Source organism: Methylobacterium sp. 1030 (assembly GCF_040544715.1).
Classification (GTDB): Bacteria; Pseudomonadota; Alphaproteobacteria; order Rhizobiales; family Beijerinckiaceae; genus Methylobacterium.
Window position 1 is genome coordinate 100,541 of sequence record NZ_JBEPKM010000019.1, and the last position, 23,718, is coordinate 124,258.

18 protein-coding genes, 1 tRNA gene and 1 pseudogene are annotated in these 23,718 nt (G+C 70.4%); 15 read left to right on the forward strand and 5 right to left on the reverse strand.

The genetic code is table 11. The features are described from left to right. Positions 1-172: 172 nt before the first annotated feature. The 4 genes from hflK to ABIC30_RS24985 all read left to right on the forward strand — a co-directional run bounded on the left by hflK (position 173) and on the right by ABIC30_RS24985 (position 4,655). Positions 173-1,366 carry an FtsH protease activity modulator HflK gene (hflK, locus tag ABIC30_RS24970; protein WP_042672660.1) on the forward strand — a complete coding sequence of 398 codons (1,194 nt, stop codon included), beginning with the start codon at positions 173-175 and terminating at the stop codon, positions 1,364-1,366. Next, on the forward strand, positions 1,363-2,340 hold the full coding sequence (gene hflC / locus ABIC30_RS24975) for a protease modulator HflC (protein ID WP_020091289.1): 978 nt from the start codon (positions 1,363-1,365) through the stop codon (positions 2,338-2,340). Before hflK ends, hflC begins: the two co-directional genes overlap by 4 nt. 113 nt (positions 2,341-2,453) lie before the next feature. Next, complete coding sequence (locus ABIC30_RS24980; RefSeq protein WP_091979704.1) at positions 2,454-4,007, forward strand: DegQ family serine endoprotease; 1,554 nt, start codon at positions 2,454-2,456, stop codon at positions 4,005-4,007. A 141-nt stretch (positions 4,008-4,148) separates the two neighbouring features. Beyond that, positions 4,149-4,655, forward strand: a complete 507-nt coding sequence (locus ABIC30_RS24985) for a coiled-coil domain-containing protein (protein WP_020091287.1) — start codon at positions 4,149-4,151, stop codon at positions 4,653-4,655. A gap of 3 nt (positions 4,656-4,658) precedes the next feature. On the opposite strand, the gene serB is transcribed toward ABIC30_RS24985, so the two are convergent. Continuing rightward, positions 4,659-5,552: a phosphoserine phosphatase SerB gene (serB, locus tag ABIC30_RS24990; protein ID WP_354456202.1), complete on the reverse strand. Its 894-nt coding sequence runs from the start codon at positions 5,550-5,552 to the stop codon at positions 4,659-4,661. Positions 5,553-5,566: 14 nt separating this feature from the next. On the opposite strand from serB, the gene miaA reads away from it, so the two are divergent. Beyond that, a complete protein-coding gene (gene miaA, locus ABIC30_RS24995) occupies positions 5,567-6,493 on the forward strand; it encodes a tRNA (adenosine(37)-N6)-dimethylallyltransferase MiaA (RefSeq protein ID WP_020091285.1) in 927 nt (308 codons plus the stop codon). Positions 6,494-6,626: 133 nt separating this feature from the next. Here the strand turns inward: miaA and ABIC30_RS25000 are convergent, their stop codons facing one another. Further along, positions 6,627-7,496, reverse strand: a complete 870-nt coding sequence (locus ABIC30_RS25000) for an NAD(P)-dependent oxidoreductase (RefSeq protein WP_020091284.1) — start codon at positions 7,494-7,496, stop codon at positions 6,627-6,629. A gap of 289 nt (positions 7,497-7,785) precedes the next feature. Between ABIC30_RS25000 and ABIC30_RS25005 the strand changes: the two genes are divergently transcribed. The 5 genes from ABIC30_RS25005 (at position 7,786) to ABIC30_RS25025 (ending at position 14,551) form a co-directional block, all read left to right on the forward strand. Continuing rightward, positions 7,786-9,846 (forward strand): carbon starvation CstA family protein, encoded by a 2,061-nt coding sequence (locus ABIC30_RS25005; protein WP_020091283.1) that lies wholly within the window; start codon positions 7,786-7,788, stop codon positions 9,844-9,846. A gap of 8 nt (positions 9,847-9,854) precedes the next feature. Then, on the forward strand, positions 9,855-10,076 hold the full coding sequence (locus tag ABIC30_RS25010) for a YbdD/YjiX family protein (RefSeq protein WP_020091282.1): 222 nt from the start codon (positions 9,855-9,857) through the stop codon (positions 10,074-10,076). A 164-nt stretch (positions 10,077-10,240) separates the two neighbouring features. Continuing rightward, entirely contained in the window at positions 10,241-10,441 is a 201-nt protein-coding gene (locus tag ABIC30_RS25015; RefSeq protein WP_020091281.1) for a DUF3606 domain-containing protein, read from the forward strand. A gap of 106 nt (positions 10,442-10,547) precedes the next feature. Beyond that, positions 10,548-10,982 carry a tellurite resistance TerB family protein gene (locus ABIC30_RS25020; RefSeq protein WP_020091280.1) on the forward strand — a complete coding sequence of 145 codons (435 nt, stop codon included), beginning with the start codon at positions 10,548-10,550 and terminating at the stop codon, positions 10,980-10,982. Between the two features lie 272 nt (positions 10,983-11,254). After that, the gene (locus ABIC30_RS25025; protein WP_354456205.1) at positions 11,255-14,551 is read left to right on the forward strand and encodes an efflux RND transporter permease subunit; all 3,297 of its coding nucleotides are present in this window, start codon (positions 11,255-11,257) and stop codon (positions 14,549-14,551) included. Between the two features lie 97 nt (positions 14,552-14,648). Here the strand turns inward: ABIC30_RS25025 and cynS are convergent, their stop codons facing one another. Further along, complete coding sequence (gene cynS / locus ABIC30_RS25030; protein WP_354456207.1) at positions 14,649-15,137, reverse strand: cyanase; 489 nt, start codon at positions 15,135-15,137, stop codon at positions 14,649-14,651. Positions 15,138-15,443: 306 nt separating this feature from the next. On the opposite strand from cynS, the gene ABIC30_RS25035 reads away from it, so the two are divergent. From ABIC30_RS25035 to ABIC30_RS25055, 5 genes are all read left to right on the forward strand, one after another. Then, the gene (locus tag ABIC30_RS25035) at positions 15,444-17,336 is read left to right on the forward strand and encodes a sigma 54-interacting transcriptional regulator (RefSeq protein WP_026604645.1); all 1,893 of its coding nucleotides are present in this window, start codon (positions 15,444-15,446) and stop codon (positions 17,334-17,336) included. Between the two features lie 86 nt (positions 17,337-17,422). Then, positions 17,423-18,703: an EAL domain-containing protein gene (locus tag ABIC30_RS25040; RefSeq protein WP_020091276.1), complete on the forward strand. Its 1,281-nt coding sequence runs from the start codon at positions 17,423-17,425 to the stop codon at positions 18,701-18,703. Positions 18,704-18,880: 177 nt separating this feature from the next. Next, positions 18,881-20,443: a bifunctional tRNA (adenosine(37)-N6)-threonylcarbamoyltransferase complex ATPase subunit type 1 TsaE/phosphotransferase gene (locus ABIC30_RS25045; protein WP_020091275.1), complete on the forward strand. Its 1,563-nt coding sequence runs from the start codon at positions 18,881-18,883 to the stop codon at positions 20,441-20,443. A gap of 19 nt (positions 20,444-20,462) precedes the next feature. Then, positions 20,463-21,215: a nucleotidyltransferase family protein gene (locus ABIC30_RS25050; RefSeq protein ID WP_020091274.1), complete on the forward strand. Its 753-nt coding sequence runs from the start codon at positions 20,463-20,465 to the stop codon at positions 21,213-21,215. A gap of 124 nt (positions 21,216-21,339) precedes the next feature. Beyond that, positions 21,340-21,416 (forward strand) — tRNA-Arg (locus tag ABIC30_RS25055). A 550-nt stretch (positions 21,417-21,966) separates the two neighbouring features. Here ABIC30_RS25055 and ABIC30_RS25060 read toward each other — a convergent pair. Together ABIC30_RS25060 and ABIC30_RS25065 are read right to left on the reverse strand one after the other, a co-directional pair. After that, positions 21,967-22,959 (reverse strand): annotated as a pseudogene (locus tag ABIC30_RS25060) (recombinase family protein); the annotation flags it as partial. A gap of 45 nt (positions 22,960-23,004) precedes the next feature. Further along, positions 23,005-23,268: a hypothetical protein gene (locus ABIC30_RS25065; protein WP_354456209.1), complete on the reverse strand. Its 264-nt coding sequence runs from the start codon at positions 23,266-23,268 to the stop codon at positions 23,005-23,007. Between the last annotated feature and the right edge of the window lie 450 nt (positions 23,269-23,718).

Here is a 23,718-nt window from a genome sequence, read left to right on the forward strand (position 1 = left end):
TGCACATCCTGCGGGAAGATGCGCGTGCGGGCCCTCGAGGCCTCCAGCCGGGAGCGGTCGCGGTGCGATCGGTCCGGATGGTCGGGACTAGGCGGGCGAGCGTGGCCGTTCAGGCAGGGGGCGCCGGTCGGGACGTGGGCCGGGCGCGGACAGGCAGGAGACGACGGCTAGGATGCCTTGGAGCAATCAGAGCGGCGGCGGGGGGCCCTGGGGCCGGCCCGGCGGTAACGGCGGTGGTCCCTGGGGTGGCGGCAGCGGCGGCGGCGGTGGCAAGACGCCGCCGAACCTCGAGGACCTGCTCCGGCGCGGGCAGGACCGCCTGCGCGGTCTGATCCCGGGCGGCGGTGGCGGTTCGGGCGGCGGTTACGGCGGCGGCGGCTCGACCGGCGTCGGCGGCGGCCGCAGCGCGGCGGTGATCGCCGTCCTGGCCGTCGCCATCTGGCTCGCGACCGGCTTCTACACCGTCTACCCCCGTCAGGTCGGCATCGAGACCATCTTCGGTCGCTACGTCGGCACCAAGGGCGAGGGCCTGCGCTACAACTTCCCCTATCCGATCGGCGGGGTGGTGAAGCCGGATGTCGGCTCCCAGAACTCGATCCAGATCGGCTTCCGCGCCGGCCCGAACGGGCAGGGCCGCAACCGCGACGTGCCGGACGAGAGCCTGATGCTCACCGGCGACGAGAACATCGTCGATCTCGACTTCGAGGTGCAGTGGCGGGTCAACCCGCTGAAGGCCTCCGACTTCGTGTTCAACCTCCAGAATCCGGAGGGCACCATCAAGGCGATCTCCGAGAGCGCGATGCGCGAGGTGATCGGCCGCCGCAACATCCAGGCGATCCTCACCAACGAGCAGTCGAGCATCGCCCAGGAGGTGAAGGAGATGGTCCAGAAGGCGCTCGACGAGTACGGCGCCGGCGTGCGCATCGAGGTGGTGCAGCTCGTCTCGGTCAACCCGCCGCCGGAAGTGCGCCCCGCCTTCATCGACGTGAACGCGGCCCAGCAGGACGCCGACACGGCGCAGAACGAGGCCAAGACCTACGCCAGCCGCGAGGTGCCGCAGGCCCGCGGTAAGGCGTCCCAGATCGTCCAGCAGGCCGAGGCCTACCGGACGAAGGCGACCGCCGACGCCACCGGCCAGGCCGCGCGCTTCAGCGAGGTCTACGCCTCCTACAAGGCCGCCCCGGCGATCAGCCGCGAGCGGATCTTCCTGGAGACGATGGAGAAGGTCCTGGGCTCCGTGAACAAGGTGATCATCGACCAGAACGGGACGCAGTCCGGCGGTGCCACCGCGGCCGGCGTGCTGCCGGTGCTGCCGCTCTCCGAGTTCGGCGCCCGCGCCCAGACCCAGACGGGAGCTGCCCGATGAAACAGGCTCTCCGCACCGGCCTGATCGTGGTCGCGGCCATCGTCGCGATCGGCCTCTACGCCTCGATCTTCACCGTCGGCCAGATGCAGCAGGCGCTCGTCCTGCAGTTCGGCCGCGTCCGGGCCGTCCTCAACGCCACCGGCGAGGACAAGCCCGGCCTGTACTTCAAGATCCCGTTCATGGAGAACGTGGTCGTCTTCGACAAGCGCGTGCTCGACCTCGACCTGCCAGTCCAGACGGTGCTCACCGCCGACCGGCAGAACCTGGAGGTGGACGCCTTCGCCCGCTACCGGATCGTCGATCCGCTGCGCTTCTACCAGGCGGTGGGCAATATCGGGCTGGCCAACCAGCGGCTCGCGAGCTTCACCAATTCCGGCCTGCGCAACGTGCTCGCCCGCTCGACCCGCGACGCGATCGTGAAGACCGATCGCGGGCAACTGATGCACCAGATCCAGGAGGACGTGAACCGGCAGGCCAAGGCGCTCGGCATCGAGATCGTCGACCTGCGCATGACCCGCGTCGACCTGCCCGCGCAGAACTCGGCCGCTGTCTACCGGCGGATGAAGACCGAGCGCGAGCGCGAGGCCGCCGACATCCGCGCCAACGGTGACCAGATCGCCGCCACGATCCGCGCCAAGGCCGACCGCGAGGTCACGGTCATCCTGGCCGAGGCGACGCAGAAATCCGAGCAGCTGCGTGGACAGGGTGACGCGGACAAGAACCGCATCCTCGCGGACGCGTTCGGGAAGGACGCGGATTTCTTCAGCTTCTACCGCTCGATGCAGGCCTACGAGAGCGGGCTGAAGGGATCCGATACCCGCCTGGTGATCAGCCCGAACACGGACTTCTTCCGCTTCTTCAGCGATCCGCAGGGCCGGGCACCCGCCCCGGCCGCCCGCGGGCCGCGCGGGCCGGCCGATCCGAGCGCTACCACGGGCTCGACGACCGGCTCCACGGCGGGGACGGCGCGCTGAGGGGGCCCGTTGGCGCCCCGGCGCCCGGGGATTACCGTGCAGGACAACCCGCGGGCGATCGGCCATCGGTCGAGGCCCGCGGGACCGGAAACGCGTTCATGAAGAGGTCGACCATGCACCCCGTCGCGAGCGCCCCCGAGGCGCCGTTCGACCGCGCCCCGGCGCGGCCCCGCTCCCGCGCCCGCGCGGTGATGGCCTCGATCCTGATCGGCGCCTCGGTCACCGTCTCCGTGGCCGCGACCGCCCTGCCGGTGCCGGCCTTCGCCAAGGGGCCGGCCTCCCTCGCCGATCTCGCCGAGCAGGTCACCGACGCGGTGGTGAACATCTCCGCGTCCACCACCGTCGAGGCCCGCGCCGGCCGTGCCGGGCCGCAGGTGCCCCCGGGCACCCCGTTCGAGGACCTGTTCGAGGAGTTCTTCAACCGGCGCGGCGGCCGCGGCGGCGGTGGCGGCGGTGACGGCGACGGGCCGCGTCAGCAGCGCAAGTCGAACTCCCTCGGCTCCGGCTTCATCATCGATTCCGCCGGCCTCGTGGTGACGAACAACCACGTCATCGGCGACGCCAACGACATCCAGGTCATCCTGCACGACGGCACGAAGCTGAAGGCCGAGATCGTCGGCAAGGATTCGAAGATCGACCTCGCCGTCCTGCGGGTGAAGCCCCCGGCCGACCGCACGCTGAAGGCCGTGCCGTTCGGCGATTCCGACAAGATGCGGCCCGGCGACTGGGTCATCGCCATCGGCAACCCGTTCGGGCTCGGCGGCTCGGTCTCGGCCGGCATTGTCTCGGCGCGGGGCCGGAACATCGAGTCCGGACCCTACGACAACTACATCCAGACCGACGCGGCCATCAACAAGGGCAATTCCGGCGGCCCGCTGTTCAACATGGACGGCGAGGTGATCGGCATCAACACGGCGATCCTGTCGCCGACCGGCGGCTCGGTGGGCATCGGCTTCGCGGTCCCGTCGGGCACGGCCAAGCCCGTGATCGACCAGCTCCGCGACTTCGGCGAGGTCCGCCGCGGCTGGCTCGGCGTGCGCATCCAGAACGTCGACGACACCACCGCCGAGGCGCTCAACCTCAAGGGCGGCGCGCGAGGCGCCCTGGTGGCCGGCGTCGACGAGAAGGGACCGGCCAAGACCGCCGGGATCGAGGTCGGCGACGTGATCCTGAAGTTCAACGGCGCGCCGGTGAAGGCCTCGGGCGACCTCCCGCGCATCGTCGCCTCGACGCCGGTGGGCCAGAAGGTCGACGTGGTCGTCATGCGCAAGGGCGAGGAGGTGACGAAGCCCGTCACCCTCGGCCGCCTGGAGGACGGCGACAAGCCGCAGCTCGCCAACCTGCGTCAGCCGGAGCCCGAGAGCGCGACCCGGCAGGCGCTGGGCCTCAACCTCTCCGGCATGACCGACGAGCTGCGCAAGAAGTACTCCATCAAGGACACCGTGAAGGGCGTGGTCGTCACTCGGGTCGACCCGAACTCGACCGCCGCCGACAAGCGGATCCAGCCCGGCGAGGTGATCGTCGAGGTCGGCCAGGAGTCGGTCAGCACCCCCGCGGAGGTGACCAAGCGGATCGACGCCCTCAAGAAGGACGGGCGCAAGTCGGTGCTGCTGCTGGTGGCGGGCGCCACCGGCGACGTGCGCTTCGTGGCCGTCGGCCTCGACTGAGCGGCCTCATCCGCGTTGCCGAGGGCCGTCGCTCCGCGGGGGGCGGCGGCCCTCGCGCGTTCAGGGGTCCCACATTGACGCTACGCGGCGGCACGGCACACTGGGGCCGCGAGTCGGTGCGGCTCGGGCGAGTTCGGACCCATGACGGCCGTTGCGTTCGACACCCTGAAATTCGCCCGCGCCCTGCGGGAGAAGGCGAAGCTGTCGCCCGAGCAGGCGGAGGGCCTGGCCGACGCGCTGGTGGACGTCTTCGACGGGAATCTTGCAACCAAAGCCGACATTCGCGACGTGCAGGCCGAACTGCAGATCGTCCGCGGCGATATCGAAGCCCTCAAGATACAGACCCGCGGCGACATCGAGGCACTGCGACTCACGACCCAGGCGGATATCGAGGGGCTTCGCATCTCGACCAAGGCGGATTCTGACAGTCTTCGTCAGTCGACCAAGTCGGATATCGAAGCCCTCCGCCTATCCACAAAAGCCGACATCGACAGTCTGCGCCTTGAGACCAAGGCCGACATCGAGGCCGTGAAGGGCGCGATCGCCTCCGCGAAGGTCGAGACGGTGCGCTGGCTCGTCGGCGCGATCGGCTTTCAGACGCTCGCCGTGCTCGGCGCGGTCATCACCCTGACCCGCACCCTCCACTGAGCCTCACCCCACGAACTCCGGCGCCGCGTAGCCCTGCAGGTACAGGAGCGCGGTGAGGTCGCCGTGCTCGACCCGGACCCGCGCCGCGGCCGCGACCGCGGGCTTGGCCCGGAACGCCACCCCGAGGCCGGCCTCGCCCAGCATGTCGAGGTCGTTGGCGCCGTCGCCGACCGCGAGGGTCTCGGCGGCGCCGAGGCCCAGCTGCCCGCGCAGCGCGATCAGCGTCGCGCGCTTCTCGGCCTTCCCGACGATCGGGTCCTCCACCAGGCCGGTGAGCCGCCCGTCCGCCACGCCCAGCACGTTGGACCGGTGCTCGTCGAAGCCGATCATCGCGGCGATCGGGCCGGTGAACAGCGTGAAGCCTCCGGAGACCAGGCAGGTATGGGCGCCGTGCGCCCGCATCGTCCGCACCAGCGTGCCGCCGCCCGGGGTCAGAGTCAGGTGCTCGGCGATCAGCCCGTCGACCGCGCCGACCGGGATGTCCTTCAGGAGCGCGACGCGCTCGCGCAGGGCCGGCTCGAAGGCGATCTCGCCCCGCATTGCCCGCTCGGTGATCGCCGCCACGTGGTCCTTGAGGCCGAGCGTCCCGGCGAGCTCGTCGATGCATTCCTGCTCGATCATGGTGGAATCCATGTCGGCCAGGAACAGGCGCTTGCGCCTGTGCGCGTCGGCGGGCAGCACCGCGAGGTCGATCGGCTCGCCGGCCAGCGCCGCCCGCAGCCGCTCCGTGAGGGACGCCGCGGCCGCGGGCTCGCCCGGCACCAGCAGCTCGGCCGCCACCTCGCCGTGCAGGATCCGGGGCTGGTGCTCCGTCCGCAGCACGGCGCGCGTCTCGGCCAGCACCGCGTCGGTGATGGACGGCCGATCCGGGTTTGCTATCAGGACCGCGACCAGCATCGTGGAGTTTCGCCTTGCCGCCAGACCGGGAGGAGGCCGGGGCGCGCCCGGCCGCGGTCCTCATCGCAGGGCCCACCGCGTCGGGCAAGTCGGCGCTGGCCGCCCGGCTGGCGGAGCGTCACGGCGGCGTGGTGATCAACACCGATTCCATGCAGGTCTACGCGGACCTGCGCCGCCTGACCGCGCGGCCCGACCCGGACGAGGAGGCGCGCGTGCCCCACCGGCTCTACGGCCACGTCGACGGCGCCGTGAACTACTCCGCGGGGCACTTCTCGCGGGACGCGGCGGCGCTGCTGGCGACGCTCGGCGGGCGCCTGCCGGTCTTCGTCGGCGGCACCGGCCTGTACTTCCGGGCGCTGGAGCAGGGCTTCTCGGAGCTGCCGCCGGTGCCCGACGTCGTGCGGCAGCAGGTGCGGGACGCGGCCGAGGGCCGCCCGACCGAGGCGTTGCACGCCGAGCTCGGCCGGCACGATCCCGAGGGGGCCGCCCGCCTGCGGCCGAGCGACCGGATGCGGGTGATGCGCGCCCTGGAGATTTTTCTCGCGACCGGCCGCCCGATCGCGAGCTTCTACGGCGACCCGGTGCCGGGTCCGCTCGCCGGATGGAAACTCCAAAAAATCTTCCTGGCACCCGACCGCGCGGTGCTGCGGGCCCGGATCGACGCCCGCTTCCGGACCATGATCGCCGAGGGGGCGCTGGACGAGGTCGCCCGCCTGCGCGCGCGCGATCTCGACCCGATGCTGCCGGTGATGCGCGCCCACGGGGTGCCGGGCCTGATCGCCCACCTCGACGGGGCGATGAGCCTCGAAGCGGCGATCGTCCGGGGGCAGGCGGACACGCGGGCCTACGCCAAGCGCCAGGTCACGTGGTTCCGCCACCAGATGGGGGAGGCGTGGCGCTGGGTGGATCCGGAGGCGGCGGAGGTCGAGGCGCTGTTCTGAGGTGAGCGCCCGACCCGCCGGGCGAGCCCGGCGCGCCCGGCGCCGCGGCCGGTGCGGCCCCCTCTCGCGCGGGAGAGAGGGCCTGTCGCGTCCGTCTTGCCCGCGGTCCTCGGGCTCCGAAGGCTGAGAGCCCTCAGCGCTCCAGCCGCGCCACGAGGCTCGACGTGTCCCAGCGGTTGCCGCCCATGGCCTGCACCTCGGCGTAGAACTGGTCGACGAGGGCCGAGACCGGCAGCTTGGCGCCGTTGCGGCGGGCCTCGTCGAGCAGGATGCCGAGATCCTTGCGCATCCAGTCGACCGCGAAGCCGAAGTCGAACTTGCCCGCATTCATGGTCTTGCCGCGGTTCTCCATCTGCCAGGAGCCGGCGGCGCCCTTGGAGATCACGTCGAGCACCGCCTCGACGTCGAGGCCGGCGCGCTTGGCGAAGTGGACGCCCTCCGACAGGCCCTGGACGAGGCCGGCGATGCAGATCTGGTTGACCATCTTGGTGAGCTGGCCGGCGCCGGCCGGGCCCATCAGCCGGCAGGCGCGGGCGAAGGACCCGATCGCGCCCTCGACCTTGGCGTAGGTCGCCGCGTCGCCGCCGCACATCACGGTGAGCACGCCGTTCTCGGCGCCCGCCTGGCCGCCGGAGACCGGCGCGTCGATGAAGCCGAGCCCCTTGGCCTCGGCCGCCGCGGCGAGCTCCCGGGCGACCTCGGCGGAGGCCGTGGTGTGATCGACGAACACCGCGCCGGGCTTCATGCCGGCGAGCGCCCCGTCGTCGCCCAGCACGACGCTGCGCAGGTCGTCGTCGTTGCCCACGCAGGCGAACACGATCTCGGCGCCCTCGGCGGCCTGCCGGGGCGTGGGCGCGTGGGCGCCGCCGTAGGTCTTCACCCAGGCCTCGGCCTTCGGGGTGGTGCGGTTGTAGACGGTGACGTCGTGGCCACCCTTCTTGGCGAGGTGTCCGGCCATCGGGCCGCCCATCACGCCGAGACCCAGGAATGCGACCTTCGCCATTGTCGTGCGCTCCTCGCGGGCCCGACCGCGCCGGCGCCCTTCCATCTCCGACGGCGGGCGGCGACGGAGCTCGGCAGCCGGGCCGTGAAGGGGGTCGGGGCCGTGCCGGGGGACCCGATGTGACAGATTGGGCGTCGTGCCGCCGCCGACGCTGCATCACAGCTCGGATCGCTTGCGTCAACGGCGGACCAATAGGATAACCCGCCCGTGTAGCCCGGGACCACGAAGTCCCAGCCGGAGCCCCCCGCGCGTGGCCCCGCGCGCGAGGCGTTCGGTCAGGGAGTGGGACATGGGTTCGGCGATCGGCAGGCACGGGCCCTGGGCCCTCGTGGGGGCGCTCGGCGCCGCGGCGCTGGCGATCGTGGCGAGCCAGCGCGGCGAGACGATCAACGCCCTCTGGATCGTGGTCGCGGCGGTCTGCGTCTACCTCATCGCCTACCGCTACTATTCCCAGTTCATCGCCGACAAGGTGATGCGGCTCGACCCGAAGCGCGCGACCCCCGCGGTGCGCCACAACGACGGGCTCGACTACGTGCCCACCAACCGCGGCGTCCTGTTCGGCCACCACTTCGCGGCGATCGCGGGCGCGGGCCCGCTGGTCGGCCCGGTGCTCGCCGCCCAGATGGGCTACCTGCCCGGCATGCTGTGGATCCTGGCCGGCGTGGTCCTCGCGGGCGCCGTGCAGGACTTCATGGTCCTGTTCGTGTCGATGCGCCGGGACGGCCGCTCGCTCGGCGAGCTGATCCGGGCCGAGCTCGGCACCGTGCCGGGCATCATCGCCCTGTTCGGCACCTTCCTGATCATGGTGATCCTGCTCGCCGTGCTGGCGCTGATCGTCGTCAAGGCGCTGGCCGAGAGCCCCTGGGGCACCTTCACGGTGATGTCGACGATCCCGATCGCCATGCTGATGGGCGTCTATTCCCGCTACATCCGCCCGGGCAAGATCGGCGAGGTCTCGATCCTCGGCTTCGTCCTGCTGATGCTCGCCATCGTCGCCGGCGGCTCGGTGGCGGCGAGCCCGGTCTGGGGGCCGGCCTTCACCTTCACGGGCCCGCAGCTCTGCTGGATGCTGATCGGCTACGGCTTCGTGGCGTCGATCCTGCCGGTCTGGCTGCTGCTGGCCCCGCGCGACTACCTGTCGACCTTCCTCAAGATCGGCACCATCGTGGGCCTCGCGCTCGGCATCGCCTTCGTGGCGCCGCACATGCAGATGCCGGCGGTCACCAAGTTCGTGGATGGCACCGGCCCGGTCTGGGCGGGCAGCCTGTTCCCGTTCCTGTTCATCACCATCGCCTGCGGCGCGGTCTCGGGCTTCCACGCCCTGATCTCGTCGGGCACCACCCCGAAGCTGATCGCCAGCGAGTCCGACGCCCGCTTCATCGGCTACGGCGGCATGCTGATGGAATCCTTCGTGGCGATCATGGCGCTGGTCTCGGCCTGCGTGATCGACCCGGGCGTCTACTTCACCATGAACTCGCCCGCGGCCCTCGTCGGCACGACGCCCGAGACCGCCGCCGCCGCGGTGACCAAGCTCGGCTTCGCCACGACGCCGGAGGTCATCACCCAGACCGCCGCCGACGTCGGCGAGCACACGATCATCTCGCGGGCCGGCGGCGCGCCGACCCTCGCGGTCGGCATGGCCCACATCATCTCGTCCGCCATCGGCGGCAAGGCGATGATGGCCTTCTGGTACCACTTCGCGATCCTGTTCGAGGCGCTGTTCATCCTCACGGCGGTGGACGCGGGCACCCGCGCCTGCCGGTTCATGGTGCAGGATCTCGTCGCCTTGGCGATCCCGTCGTTCAAGAACACCACGTCGTGGGGGCCGAGCATCGCGGCGACCGCCATCTCGGTGGGGGCCTGGGGCTACTTCCTTTACCAGGGCGTGACCGACCCGCTGGGCGGCATCAACACCCTGTGGCCGCTCTTCGGCATCTCGAACCAGATGCTGGCCGCGGTGGCGCTGACCCTCTGCACGGTGGTGATCTTCAAGATGAAGCGCGAGCGCTACGCGTTCGTGACCATCATCCCCACCGCGTGGCTGTGCATCTGCACCCTCACGGCCGGCTGGCAGAAGATCTTCTCGGCCGACCCGAAGATCGGCTTCCTGGCCCACGCCGAGCGCTACGCGGCCGCCGCCGCCGAGGGCAAGATCCTGGCACCGGCCAAGAACGCCGACCAGATGAGCCAGATCATCCTCAACGACCGGATCGACGCGGTGCTGGCGGCCCTGTTCATCGGCCTCGTCGTCGCCATCGCGGGCTTCGGCATCGCCGCCTGCGTGAAGGCGTGGCGCGCGGACCGCTGGACCGCGCTGGAGACCGAGCCGCACATGGTCCCGGCGGAGTAGGAGGTCCCATGCTGCCGTCGTCGAACCTGCGGGACCGGATCCGGACGCTGTCCAAGTGCGTCTGCGACGGCGCCCGCCTGATGGTCGGGCAGGGGGACTACGCGGCCTATGCCGAGCATGTCCGCCGCACCCATCCCGACCAGGCGCCGATGAGCGAGGTGGAGTTCTTCCGCAACCGGGAGAACGCCCGCTTCGGGGTCGGCAACACCGCGGGCTTCCGCTGCTGCTGACAGGCGGCCGGTGAGCTTGGTCGTCCTTGCTTCGCTGCGCGCGCGATGACGGCGGCGTGTCCTCGCCGCGGACCGGGCCCCGCTCGCTGCGCGGACCCGATCGGGCCCGGCCGGCGTTCTCCACGCCGGAGGGCCGCCCGGCCCTCGCCAGATGCGGAAGGCCGATGACCGACCAGAGCGTGCAGGACCCGATCGAGCCCCGGGCCGTCAACATCGCCCATGCCTGGGAGCGGGCCTACTGGGCGCGCCGGTTCATGGTCCCGGTGGAGCAGGTCGAGGCCGCCGTGGCGGCGGTCGGCGACGATCCGGCCCGCGTGGCCGCCCATCTCGGGCGGGACTGGCCGGGCCACGAGCCCGCCACCTGATCCCGCCGCGCGAGGACTAGTCCTCCGCGATCCCGGGCTTAAGCTCGGCCGCATCTTGACTCCGCCGCCACAATATCCGCCATCTCAGGCCCGACGGGAGGTCGGCATGAGCATTTTCCAGGACGCCATCCTTCGGTTCGGCCGCACGATCATGTCGTACGCGGGCGACGCGGTCTTCCTGCAGGCCGCGGTCTCGTCCGCCGCCAACGTCATCGTGGCCGATGGCGACGTGGGCGAGGAGGAGATCGAGTCGGCGATCACCGGCATCCGCGCCAACCCGATCCTCGAGAAATCCTACGACACGCTGCGCGTCGAGCAGGAGCTCTACGAGGCGATCACCCGGGCCAAGACCCGGGCCGGGCGGCTGGAGAACCTGCGCCATGTCGGCGCCATCGCGGATCGGCCGATCGAGCAGCGCCAGGACGTGTTCCTGATCGGCGCGGACGTGGCCGATATCGACGGCATCAGCGAGGTCGAGCACAAGGCGCTCGACGAGATCGCCGGGGCGCTGCAGGTCGACAAGTCCGCCCTGCTGCGCTGATCCGGCCGGCCCGTCGCCCGGCAGACCCCGGGACGGCGCGCCGGGAACGCTCTCCCCGTCCGGCACCCGCATCCCGAGGTGACGCGGCCCGGCCCGCCGTGCCGGGTCTTCGCGGACGCCGGCACGGGCGCGAGGCCGCCGCCATCCCGAACCTGCGGCGACGCGGCCCGTCCCTTGCCTGACCGGACGTGATAGCGAAACAGTCCGGGTTTAGCCGGTGAGCCGGTATACAACGCGGAGTTGCCGGCCCGGGGCCGGACGGCGGAGACCGCATGGGCCTCGTCCTCTACGCGCTCAAGTTCCGGATCACGACCTACGTGCTCGCGGTCCTGATGATGCTCGGCGGCGTCGGGGCGATCGTCGTCGCGCCGAAGGACGTGCTGCCGGTCGTCGACATCCCGGTCGTCGTGGTGGTCTGGACCTATACCGGCCTCTCGGCGCCGGAGATGGAACAGCGCATCACGACCTACGCCGAGTACGGCATCTCCAACAACGTCAACAACATCCGCCGCATGGAGTCGACGACGCTCCAGGGCACGGCGGTGCAGCGGATCTACTTCGAACCCACCGTCAGCCTCAATCTCGCCATCGCCCAGGTGGTGTCCTCGACCAACTCGATCCGTGCCGTGATGCCCCCCGGCACGCAGCCGCCGGTGATCGTGCGCTACTCCGCCTCCTCGGTGCCGGTGATCCAGCTCGCCCTGACCTCGGCCAAGGAGAGCCTCAATCAGGTCTACGACTACGCCCAGTACCGGATCCGCCAGACCCTGGCGCAGGTCCCGGGCTCGACCCTGCCGTCACCCTTCGGCGGCGCGCCCCGGCAGATCATGGTCGACCTCGACCTCAACGCCCTCCAGGCGCTCGGCCTGACGCCGCTCGACGTCACCAACGCCATGACGGCCCAGAACCTGACCGTGCCGTCCGGCCTCGCCAAGATCGGCGAGCAGCAGTACCCCGTCCAGCTCAACGGCACCCCGCCGTCGATCGAGACCCTGAACCTCGCGCCGATCAAGGTGGTGGCCGGCCAGCCCGTGCTGGTGCGCGACGTCGCCTACGTCCGCGACGGCGGCCCGCCGCAGGTCAACGTGGTCAGTTCCGACGGCCAGCAGGCCGTGCTGATGCAGATCATCAAGAACGGCAACGCCTCGACCCTGAGCGTGGTCAACAACGTCAAGGCGGCGATGCCGACGATCCGCGCCGCCGCGCCCGAGGGGCTGGCGATCAAGCCGCTCTTCGACCAGTCGGTCTACGTCTCGAACGCCATCGAGGGGGTGCTCCACGAGGCGCTGACCGCGGCGGCCCTGACCGGCCTCGCCATCCTGCTGTTCCTCGGCTCCTGGCGCTCGACGATCATCGTGCTGATCTCGATCCCGCTCTGCGTCATGACCTCGCTCGCCGTGCTGGCGGCGCTCGGCGAGACCATCAACGTGATGACGCTGGGCGGCCTGGCGCTCGCGGTCGGCATCCTGGTGGACGACGCCACGGTGGCGATCGAGAACACCTACCGGCTGTTCGAGGAGGGCGAGGAGTTCCGCGAGAGCGTGGTCCACGGCGCCGCCGGCATCGCCAAGCCGGCGCTGATCTCGACGCTCGCGATCTGCGCGGCCTTCACGGCCGTGTTCGCGCTCACCGACACGCCGAAATACCTGTTCACCCCGCAGGCGCTCGCGGTCGTGTTCGCGATGCTGACCTCCTACCTGCTGTCGCGGACCCTGGTGCCCCTCCTGATCGACGTGATCGTGGCGCCGGAATACCGCCGGAAGCACGCCAAGGACCGGGACGCGCACCATGACGCGCACCCGGCGCAGCTCGCGGCGCCCCGGCGGGGCCGGATCGCCCGGGCCGTCGGCCTCGTGGGCGCCCCCGCGCTGCGGCTCGCCGGCCGGATCCACGGCGCGTTCGAGCGCGGCTTCGCGCGGTTCCACCGGGGCTATGTCGGGCTGCTCCACGCGGTGCTGCGCCACCGCGTCGTCACCGTGGGCGCCGTCGGCGGCGTGCTCGGCATGACCGGCGTGCTGTTCGTCTTCGTCGGCCAGGACTACTTCCCGCAGATCGAGGCGAGCCAGATGACCATGCATCTGCGCACCCGCGTCGGCATGCGCATCGAGACCGCCCGGCAGGTCTTCGCCGAGGTCGAGGACACCGTCCGCGAGGTGATCCCGGCGGGTGAGGTCGACCAGATCCTCCAGAACATCGGCCTGCCGTCGAACAACTACAACTTCGCGTTCTCGGACGGCTCGTTCGTCTCCTACAATGACGGGCAGATGCTGATCAGCCTGAAGGAGGGGCACGGCCCGGTGGCGGGCTACATGAAGCGCCTGCGCGAGGTGCTCATGAAGCGCTTCCCCGACGTGGTCGTCTACTTCCAGCCCGCCGACATGATCACCCAGATCCTGAACTTCGGCGTCCTCACGCCGATCGACGTGCAGGTCTCCGGCCGGCACAAGGAGAAGGACCTGGAGGTCGCCCAGCGCATCGTGCAGCGGCTGAAGCACACGAAGGGCCTCGTCGACGTCCACCTGCAGCAGATCGTCAACGAGCCGCAATTCTACGTCGACGTCGATCGGCGCCTCGCCTCCGAACTCGGGCTGACCGAGCAGCAGGTGGCGCAGAACATGAACATCTCGCTGTCCGGCAGCTACCAGGTCACGCCGAACTTCTGGCCGGACCCGAAGACCGGCATCCCCTACCAGCTCTGGGTGCAGACGCCCGAGTACCGCAACAGCTCGCTCACCGACCTGCGCAACACGCCGATGTTCGTGCGCGCCGCCGCGACCTCCGGCTCCGGCCCCGGGGTGCTGACCCTGCTGTCGAGCCTCGCGGACATCCGCCGGACGCCGACGCAGACCATGATCAGCCACGTCAACATCCAGCCGACCTTCGACATCTTCGCCTCGGTGCAGGACCGGGACCTCGGCTCGGTCGCGCGCGAGATCGACAGGATCGTCGAGGACGAGCAGAAGAACCTCGAGGCGCCGGACAAGATCGTCGTCCGCGGCCAGATCGAGAACATGCGCTCGGCCTTCTTCCGCCTGGAGATCGGCCTCGGCATCGCGCTGATCGCCGTCTACCTGCTGATGGCGGTGAACTACCAGAGCTGGGGCGACCCGTTCGTGGTGATCGCCGCCCTGCCGATGGCCTTCTGCGGCATCACCTTCGCGCTGTTCGTGACCGGCACGCCGTTCTCGATCCCGTCGATCTTCGGGGCGATCATGTCGGTGGGCATCGCCTCGGCGAACTCGATCCTGCTCGTCACCTTCGCCAAGGAGCACCGGGAGGAGACCGGGTGCAGCGCCCTGGAGGCGGCGATCACCGCGGGCGAGACCCGGCTGCGGCCGGTGCTGATGACCGCCTCGGCGATGTTCCTGGGGCTCATCCCGATGGCGCTCGGGACCGGCGAGGGCGGCGAGCAGAACGCCGCGCTCGCCCGCGCGGTCATGGGCGGCATCGCCTTCGCGACGCCCGCGACCCTGCTGCTGGTGCCCTTCCTCTACGTGCTGATGCGCGGCGGCCCGGCGCGGCCGGTGCAGGATTACCTGGAGCCGGAGGGCCGCCCGGCGGCGGCGTGAGGGACGGCGGCGCGTCGCGCGCCGCGGCCGGTGTCGCTGGCCCGATCCGGATGCCTGACCGTCGGATCCCGGTCGGGGGGATGCCCTTGCGGGTCGCTCACCCCTCCTTGAAGCCGTATTCCGGCGTGTCGTCGTCGTTGCCGTAGTACTTGTACGGCAGGAACTTGCCCGACATGGTGAGCTTCACGCGGTCGCCCTTGTTGTTGGCCTCCCGGGTCATGTCCATGTTGAAGTCGATCGCCGACATGATGCCGTCGCCGAACTCTTCCTGGATCAGCTCCTTGAAGGTCGTTCCGTAGACCATCACCAGCTCGTAGAACCGGTAGATCAGCGGGTCGGTGGGCGGCATGGACGGGATCGAGCCGCGATAGGGCGGCTCGTTGAGCATCCGCTCCTCGGCGGCGGTGAGGCCGAAGAGCTCGGCCGCCCGCTTGGCCTGGGCCTTCGGGAGCTTCATCTGGCCCATGCAGGCCGCGGTGATCAGGAACGGCGACAGGCCGCCGATCTCCGCGTGGATGTGCTTCCAGCTCCACCCCTTCTCGCGCTTGATGTCGAGAAGCTTCTCGGTGAGGTCTTCGCGCTTCATCGTCGGCTCCCGGATCTCGATCTGCGATGGGTCCGGTGAGGCCGCGCGCTCCGCGGCCCCACCCACCCGGTGTGGGTGCGCGTCCGGACCGCGACCGGTGAGGGGGGACGGTCGCGTCCGGACGCGGACATCCGCCGGGCGTCGTCGCGGCGCGCCTTCGGGAGCGGTGCCGGCCGACGGGCGGACAGCCTCATTCGGCAAAGGGTGTGCCAGAAGGGATGCCGGAGAAATCGCTCGGTCTGCCAGAGATTTGGTCGCCTGGAGATCGCTCACGACATCTCGTTGGAAACGAGATATCGTGAGCCAATGACGATATCTCGTGAGTCCGGTGCCGCCGGAAGCTTCGGGCCGGTCTTCGAGGCGAGCCCGGATCCCATGCTGGTCCTCGCGCCGGAGGAGGACCGGGTCGCGGACGCCAACCCGGCGGCGGCGCGCCTCCTCGGCTACGGCCGCCCGGCCTTGCGCGGCGCACGGGCGAGCGCCCTGTTCCCGGGCCAGCTCCCGGCGCTCACGGTCTTCACCGAGGCCGCGCTGGCCCGGGGGCACTGGTGGACGCGCACATTGGCGCCGCGCGACGCGGCCGGGCGCGACCTGCGGGTCGAGACCGCGGCCTTCCCGCTCCCGGGCGACGCGATGCGCCTCCTCGTCACCCTGGCGGACCCGGACACGCTCCACCGCCGCCAGGTCGACGGCGAGGCCGAGGCCCACATGCGCGCCGGCCTCTCGGAGTGGCAGCGCGTGGAGCGCATCTTCCGCGACATCGAGCGGGGCAACCAGCTGATCCTGCGCGCGGCCGGGGAGGGGATCTACGGCGTCAACGCGGAGGGCGTGACCACCTTCGTCAACCCGGCCGCCGCGCGCATGCTCGGCTGCGAGGCCGCCGACCTCGTCGGCCGGGACATGCACGCCGCCGTGCACCACACCCGCCCGGACGGGAGCCACTACCCCCACCGCGACTGCCCGATCTACGCGGCGTTCCGGGACGGGACCGTGCACCAAGTCGATCACGAGGTCTTCTGGCGCGCCGACGGCACCGCCTTCCCGGTCGAGTACACCTCGACGCCGATCCGCGACCGGGGGCGCCTGCTCGGCGCCGTCATCGTGTTCCGCGACATCAGCCAGCGCCGTGAGGCCGAGGCTCGCCTGACGAGCGCGCTCGCCGAGGTCGACTCCCTCCGGGAGCGCCTGGAGCTGGAGAACGCCTACCTGAAGGAGGAGATCCGGGCCGAGCGCCAGCACCAGGGCATCATCGGCCGCTCGCCCGCCATCGCGGCGACGCTCCGGCAGGTCGACCGCGTCGCCGCCACCGACGCCACCGTGCTGATCACCGGCGAATCCGGCACTGGCAAGGAGCTGATCGCCCGGGCGATCCACGAGGGCAGCCGCCGCAGTGCCCGCCCGATGATTCGCGTCAACTGCGCGGCGATCCCCCGCGAGCTGTTCGAGAGCGAGTTCTTCGGCCACGCCAAGGGCAGCTTCACGGGGGCGCTGCGCGACCGGATCGGCCGGTTCGAACTCGCCGACGGCGGCACGCTGTTCCTCGACGAGGTCGGCGAGATCCCCCTCGACCTCCAGGGCAAGCTGCTGCGCGTCCTGCAGGAGCGCTCGTTCGAGCGGGTCGGCGAGGCGCGCACGCGGGCGGTGGACGTGCGCGTGGTCGCGGCCACCAACCGGGACCTGCGCGCCGAGATCCGGGCGGGCCGCTTCCGGGAGGACCTCTACTTCCGCCTCAGTGTCTTCCCGATCCAGGCGCGGCCCCTGCGCGAGCGGCCCGAGGACATCCCGCCGATCGCCCAGCACCTGCTCCGGGTCGCCGCGCGCCGCCTCACCGTCCCGGAGCCGCGCCTCACGGAGGGCGATGTCCGCCGCCTCTGCCGCTATTCCTGGCCCGGCAACGTCCGGGAACTGGAGAACGTGATCGAGCGGGCGGTGATCCTCTCCGCCCGGGGGCGCCTCCGCCTCGACCTGCCCGACGGTGAGGCGACCGGACCCGCGGACGCGGCCAGCCCGGCCGCGCCGCCCGGCGGGCGGCCCGCCAGCGAGGCCGAGCGCCGGGCGCGCGACCGCGCCGAGATCGTCGCGGCCCTGGCGCTGGCGGGCGGCCGGATCTCCGGGCCGGGCGGCGCGGCCGCGCTCCTCGGCCTTCGGCCGACGACGCTGGCCTCGCGGATCAAGGCACATGGGATCCCGCGTGGCTGATCCGGCGGGCCCTTGATCCGATCTTAAGGCCGCTGTGCCAAAGCTCGCGCCGGGCTTTCCCCGCGAAGGCGCAGCGTCCCCGACCGATGCACGACCTCTCCGATCCCGTCACTCTCCCGGCCGGCACCGTCCTGTTCGAGGAGGGGGCGATCGGGCACTGCGCCTACCTGATCCTGAGCGGGCGCATCGCGATCTTCCGGCGGCGCGACGGCGGTGAGGCCGTGCTCGCCCGGCGCGGCCCCGGCGAGATCTTCGGCGAGATGGCCATCCTCGACGCCCTCCCGCGCTCCGCCGGCGCGCGCGCCGAGGCGGATTGCGTGCTCGTCCCGGTGGACGCGGCGCAGATCCGCCAGCGGCTCGCCGGCGCCGATCCGATCCTGCGCCTCTGCCTCGAGGGACTCATCGCCCGGTTTCGCGAGACCCTGCCCCGCCTCGGGCCGGCTTCCGCCGAGGGGCTTCAGGCGCCGCCGTCGCCCTCCGCCCGCGCCGATTTCGACGCGACGGTCGCGTCGCTCGCGCAGGAGCGCGCCCTGCGGCGCGCCCTGGCCCGGGACGAGTTCGCGCTGTTCCTGCAGCCGATCGTGCGGCTCGCCACCGGGCGCCTCGCCGGCTTCGAGGCCCTGATCCGCTGGCACGATCCCGAGCGCGGGCTCGTGCCCCCCGCCGCCTTCATTCCGGCCGCCGAGGCGAACGGCCTGATCCTGGCGATCACCGCCTGGGTGATCGACGCGATCGGCCGGATCGTGCCCCGCATCCTGCAGGCCGGCCTGCGCGCGCCCGCCTCCGTCGAGCCCTCCCTGTTCGTGAGCTTCAACGTCACGGCCCAGGATCTCGCCCGCGCGGACATACCGGGCCTCGTCGACGCGATGCTGCGCCGGACCGGCCTCGCGCCCGGCGCCCTCAAGATCGAGGTCACCGAGAGCGCGCTGATGCAGGATCCGGCCGGGGCCGCGGCCGCCCTCGCGCGCTGTCGCGCCGCCGGCCTCGGCATCGCGGTGGACGATTTCGGCACCGGCTACTCCTCGCTCAGCCATCTCAGCACCCTGCCGATCACCACGCTCAAGGTGGACCGGGCCTTCGTCCGGGCAATGCTGGCGGAGCCGCGCGATCGCCGGATCGTCCAGACCATCCTGCGGCTCGCCGAGGAGATCGGGGTGGCGGCGGTCGCGGAGGGCATCGAGGGCCGCGCCGAGGCGGAGGCCCTCGCGGCGATGGGCTGCGCCCTGGGCCAGGGCTACCATTTCGGCCGCCCGATGCCGGAGGCCGACGCCCTCGCGGCGGCGGCGGCCTGGAACGCCGACGCGTGGCGCGTCGGGCTCTCCGGGGAGGCTGATCCGGGGCGGCACGGGTTCCACGCCCGGGCCTGACGGATTCCCGGCCCCGGCGCGGTCTTTCGCCACCCCCGCGAGCGTGGTTTCGATGCACCGGGCGGGCGGGAAGCGCGCGGCTCCGGGCGGAAACGCTTGCATCCGGTGCGTGTTTTCGGACCATGCGTCTTCGGGTCTCGGAGGCGGGCTTTGGGCGGAGACGAGCGGGACGGGCAGATGGCCGAAGGGTCTGCGGGGGCATCCGCGCATCCGGCGCCCTGGGAATTCGTGCTGCCGGAGGAGACGGCCACCGAGGATCTCGGCCTGTTCCTGTCCGAGTTCCTGATGCCCGGGGACGTCGTGGCTCTGTCCGGCGGCCTGGGTGGTGGCAAGACCACGCTCGCCCGCGCGGTCATCCGCGAGCTCGCCGGCGACCCGCGCCTGGAGGTGCCGAGCCCGACCTTCACGCTGATCCAGCCCTACGCGGCCCGCGACGGCCAGCCGATCGTCCACGCCGACCTGTACCGGCTGCGCGACCCCGACGAGTTGGTGGAACTCGGCTTCGACGAGATGGCCGAGGGCGCGATCACCCTGGTGGAGTGGCCCGACCGGATGCCGCCCCGCGCCGGCCCGGTGCTGACCGTGGACCTGTCCCTGCGGGCGGAGTTCGGCCCCGAGGCGCGGCTCGCGCGGATCGACGGCACCGGCGGCATGCGCGCCCGCCTCGACCGGGCCCGCGCGGTGCGCCGCCTCCTCGACCGCAGCGGCTGGGACATCGCCGAGAGGACCTTGATGCAGGGGGACGCCTCCTCCCGCGCCTACGAGCGCCTGACCAAGCCCGACGGCACCAGCGCCGTGCTGATGATCGCGCCGCCGCGACCCGACGGGCCGCCGGTGCGGGACGGCAAGCCCTACAGCGCGATCGTGCACCTCGCCGAGAGCGTCCACGCCTTCGTGGCCCTCGACCGCGGCCTGCGGGCACTCGGCTTCTCGGCCCCGAAGATCTACGGCGAGGACCTGACCGAGGGCCTGCTCATCCTGGAGGATCTCGGCAGCGAGCCGGTGATCGAGGGGGGCGCCCCGCGGCCCGAGCGCTACGCCGAGGCCGTGCGCGTGCTGGCCAAGCTCCACGCCAACCCGCTGCCCCCGGTCCTGCCCGTGGCGGAGGGGATCGAGCACAGGCTGCCGCCCTACGACATGGAGGCGCTGCTGTTCGAGGCGGAGCTGATGCCCGAATGGTACGCCCCGGCGATCCGGAACGTCAGCCTGTCGGCGGAGGCGCGGGCGGCCTTCGTCGACCTGTGGCGGGGGGCGCTCCAGGGCGCGATCCCGGACCGGCCGACCTGGACCCTGCGCGACTACCATTCCCCGAACCTGATCTGGCTGCCCGAGCGCGACGGGCTGGAGCGGGTCGGTCTGATCGATTTCCAGGACGCCGTCATGGGCCACCCGGCCTACGACGTCGCCTCGCTGCTGCAGGATGCCCGGGTCGATTCCAGCGCGGAGTTCGAGCTGCGGCTCCTCGGCCTCTATGCCCGCGAGCGCCGCGGCCGGGACCCGACCTTCGACGTCGGCGCCTTCGCCACCGCCTACGCGCTGCTGGCGGCCCAGCGGGCCACCAAGATCCTCGGCATCTTCGCGCGCCTCGACCGGCGCGACGGCAAGCCCGGCTACCTCGCCCACCTGCCGCGGATCGAGGGCTACCTCGCGCGCAACCTCGCCCATCCGGCGCTCGCCGGTCTGCGGGCCTGGCACGCGGACCATCTGCCGGGCCTCGTCGCCCCGGCGCCCGACCCCTGACCACCGGATTCCCGACCGCATGAGCGATCCCAGCCCCGCCGTCAGCCGCGCCTTCGTCCTGGCCGCGGGCCTGGGCAAGCGCATGCGGCCGGTGACCGCCACCGTGCCGAAACCCCTGGTGGAGGTGTCCGGCAAGGCCCTGCTCGACCACGCCCTCGACCGGGTCGCCGAGGCCGGGATCGGGAGCGCAATCGTCAACGTCCACTACCTCGCCGACCTGATCGAGGGGCACCTCGCGCGCCGGGCCGAGGGGGCGGCCCCGGGACCGGCCACGACCGTCTCCGACGAGCGCGCGGCGCTGCTGGAGACGGGCGGCGGCATCCGCAAGGCGCTGCCGCTCCTGGGCGACGCGCCGTTCGTGGTGCTGAACTCGGATTCGTTCTGGCTCGAGGGGCCGGCCTCCAACCTGCGCCGGCTGATCGAGACCTGGGACGGGGACCGCATGGACGGCCTGCTGCTGGTGGCACCGACCGCCACCAGCCTCGGCTACGAGGGCGCCGGGGATTTCGTGATGGATCCGGACGGCCGCCTAGAGCGCCGCGGCGAGCGCGCGGTGGCGCCGTTCATCTACGCGGGGGTGGCGATCCTCACGCCGGGCCTCTTCGCCGACACGCCGGAGGGCGCGTTCTCGCTCAACCTGCTGTTCGACCGGGCGATCGCGGCGGGGCGGCTGTTCGGGATGCGGCTCGACGGCCAGTGGCTGCATGTCGGTACGCCGGAGGCGATCCGGGCCGCGGAGGAGCGCGTCCGCGCGAGCGCCCGGGCCCCGTAGAGAGCCGGATCCGGGGCACGACGCGCGGAGCGCGAAGTCCTTGTCCGAAGTGTCTTGCCAAGCCGGATCTGAGCCTCTAGAAGCCCCTTCACACCGGCGGGCCGAGAGCACGCCGCCGTGTCAGGCGCCCGTAGCTCAGCTGGATAGAGCACCAGACTACGAATCTGGGGGTCAGAGGTTCGAATCCTTTCGGGCGCGCCATTCCCATTTCACCGCTAAAAACATCCGCTAAGACCTTGAACGGCAAGGTCAAATTTGCGGTTCTAAATCCTTCCCCGCGCTTGTAGCGAAGCCGGTCGGCGAAGGTGAGTTTGAGCACCGCGCGGCGGTCCTCGATCCGACCGGTACTCCAGAGATTCCAAGGGCTTGCGATGAACGCCAAGGCGGTTCTAAGTCGCAAGTCGAAGCTGCCCTTCGGAGCCGCACCGGAGGCGATCTTTTCGCTCAGGAGCAGCTTCTCGTTCTCCAGGCGTTGCAGCTTTTCTTCGAGCGCTCGCACCACTGCCGGGACGCTCGTCTCGACGATGCGGTCCACCAGCTGATCGACCTGCTTGTCGATCTGAGCAAGGCCAGCTTGGAGCGCCTTCGTCTCAGCCGTCACGTTCTTCTGCTTGCGCGCCCATAGCTCCTTCATCATCGCCGTGGCTGCCTGGAACAGCTGCGGGCGAGGCTGGGCGCTTTTCAGGATCGCTTCGAACTCACCCTCGATCACATCGCGCCGGATCGCCTTGCCATAGCTGGCACAGGCTTTCCGGGGACATTGGTAATAGGGATGGCGCTTGCGCTGGCTGCTGCCGCTGGTGGACCAGCAGGCGGTCAGGGGACCATCGCAGTCGTCGCAGACCACGAAGCCACGCAGCGGGAAATCGACGCTGAGGTCGGTGCGATAGGTCGAGCGCAGGCCGTTGAGCCGATCCTGGATGCGCTGATGCGTCTCCAGGCTGATAAGGGCCTCATGGTGGCCCTTGCGGCGCGGAATGTCCCACTTGGGCGCTTCGACGTAGCCCGCATAGATCGGGTTACGGAGCATATCGCCCACGCGCTGATGGGGCACCTTGCCGTTCTTAGGTTTGGGGTAGGAGGGATGCTCCTCCAGGTAGCGGACGACATCGGCTTGGGATTCAAACCGGCCTGACGCGTAGCCTTCGAGCGCTTCCACGACGATGGAGGCTGCGGGCTCATCGCGGACCAGCACTTTGCCGTTCAAGCCGGAGACGCGTCCGAAGCGGTAGCCGCTCGGCGCACAGAACACCGCGAAGCCATTCTGGAGCCGCGACTTCATGCGATTGAGCGTCTGCTCGGCATTGTTGACGCGGTGATAGTCGGCGAAAGCGACAGTCACGTTTTCCATCAGGCGCGACGAGGAGCGTCCATCGAGAACGCCCGCAGGCGTCTCCAGCTGCGCGCCGGTCTTGGCAATCGCGCGGCGAAGGTCGGCATGGAGGTAGAAATCTCGCGTGAAGCGGTCGAGGTGATCGACTAGGATGCGGTAGCTGTTTTTCTTATCGCCAGCCACGAAGGCGATCATATCGCGGAGGCCGGGGCGCTGGCTCTCGCTGCCCGTCAGCTTGTCGCGGAACACTTCCACAATCTGATAGCCGCATCGGGCGGCATACTCGCGAAGGCGCGTCTCTTGGGAGGCAAGGCCATCACCCTCACGGTCCTGCTTCTTGCTGGAAATCCGGCAGTAAATCACGGCAAGAGTCTGCTGGCTCGTTGCCCTTCTTGTTGTTCGTGTTGTCATGTGCCGGTCTCCTTTAAGCTGAATGTGTTCTCCTGTGTCGGTTCGTTATTCTACCGGAGCCGAATCATCTTCGAGGCATTCGGTCAGATTGGCGACAATCTGCCCCCAGCTTTCTGGAGGAACGTCGAGTTCGACGAAGCAGCGCATAATGTCCCAGAGCGTACGTAGCAGCTCGGTTTCCTGGGCTTCGTCGAGGTCGATGCCATCGAGGTAAGGACGATAAGCGTCCAGGTCGAAATCGGCCATTGATACGGTGGCCGCTTCTTTTGTGATCCGCTCAGAAAAGCGGTGTTCGTCGTCCATTGTCATGGCCGTCCTCCTTCTTTGTTGCTGGGCGGGAAGAAGTACATGGTACGCCACAAGAAGGTTTATTGCAAGAATATATTCCTATATTGATGACGTGAACTTAGTGATCATCTTTGCGCTATGGGCAAAGCTTCCCCGTGGGGCTGTGCGATCCCATTCGCAAGCCTTTATTTGATCCGTTTCTCTTACTTCACAGCAACCGCTGTCTTATGACTATACAACGAGGCTGCTGACGAGAAAGTGCATCGTCCTCCAGGGCATTCCCAGCCTGGTACATCAGAGTATGGTCGCTGCGGTGACGGAGACAAGCCTAAGCCGCGAGCGCTCATGATCCGACGCTAAGCTTGACCGCTTGCGAGTGTCAGGCGACACGGCAAACTGACCCCCTGACGCCATGAGGACCTGACCCCCTCGATGAGCGAGGAGGTCGAGATGATCAGGAACGAGGATCAG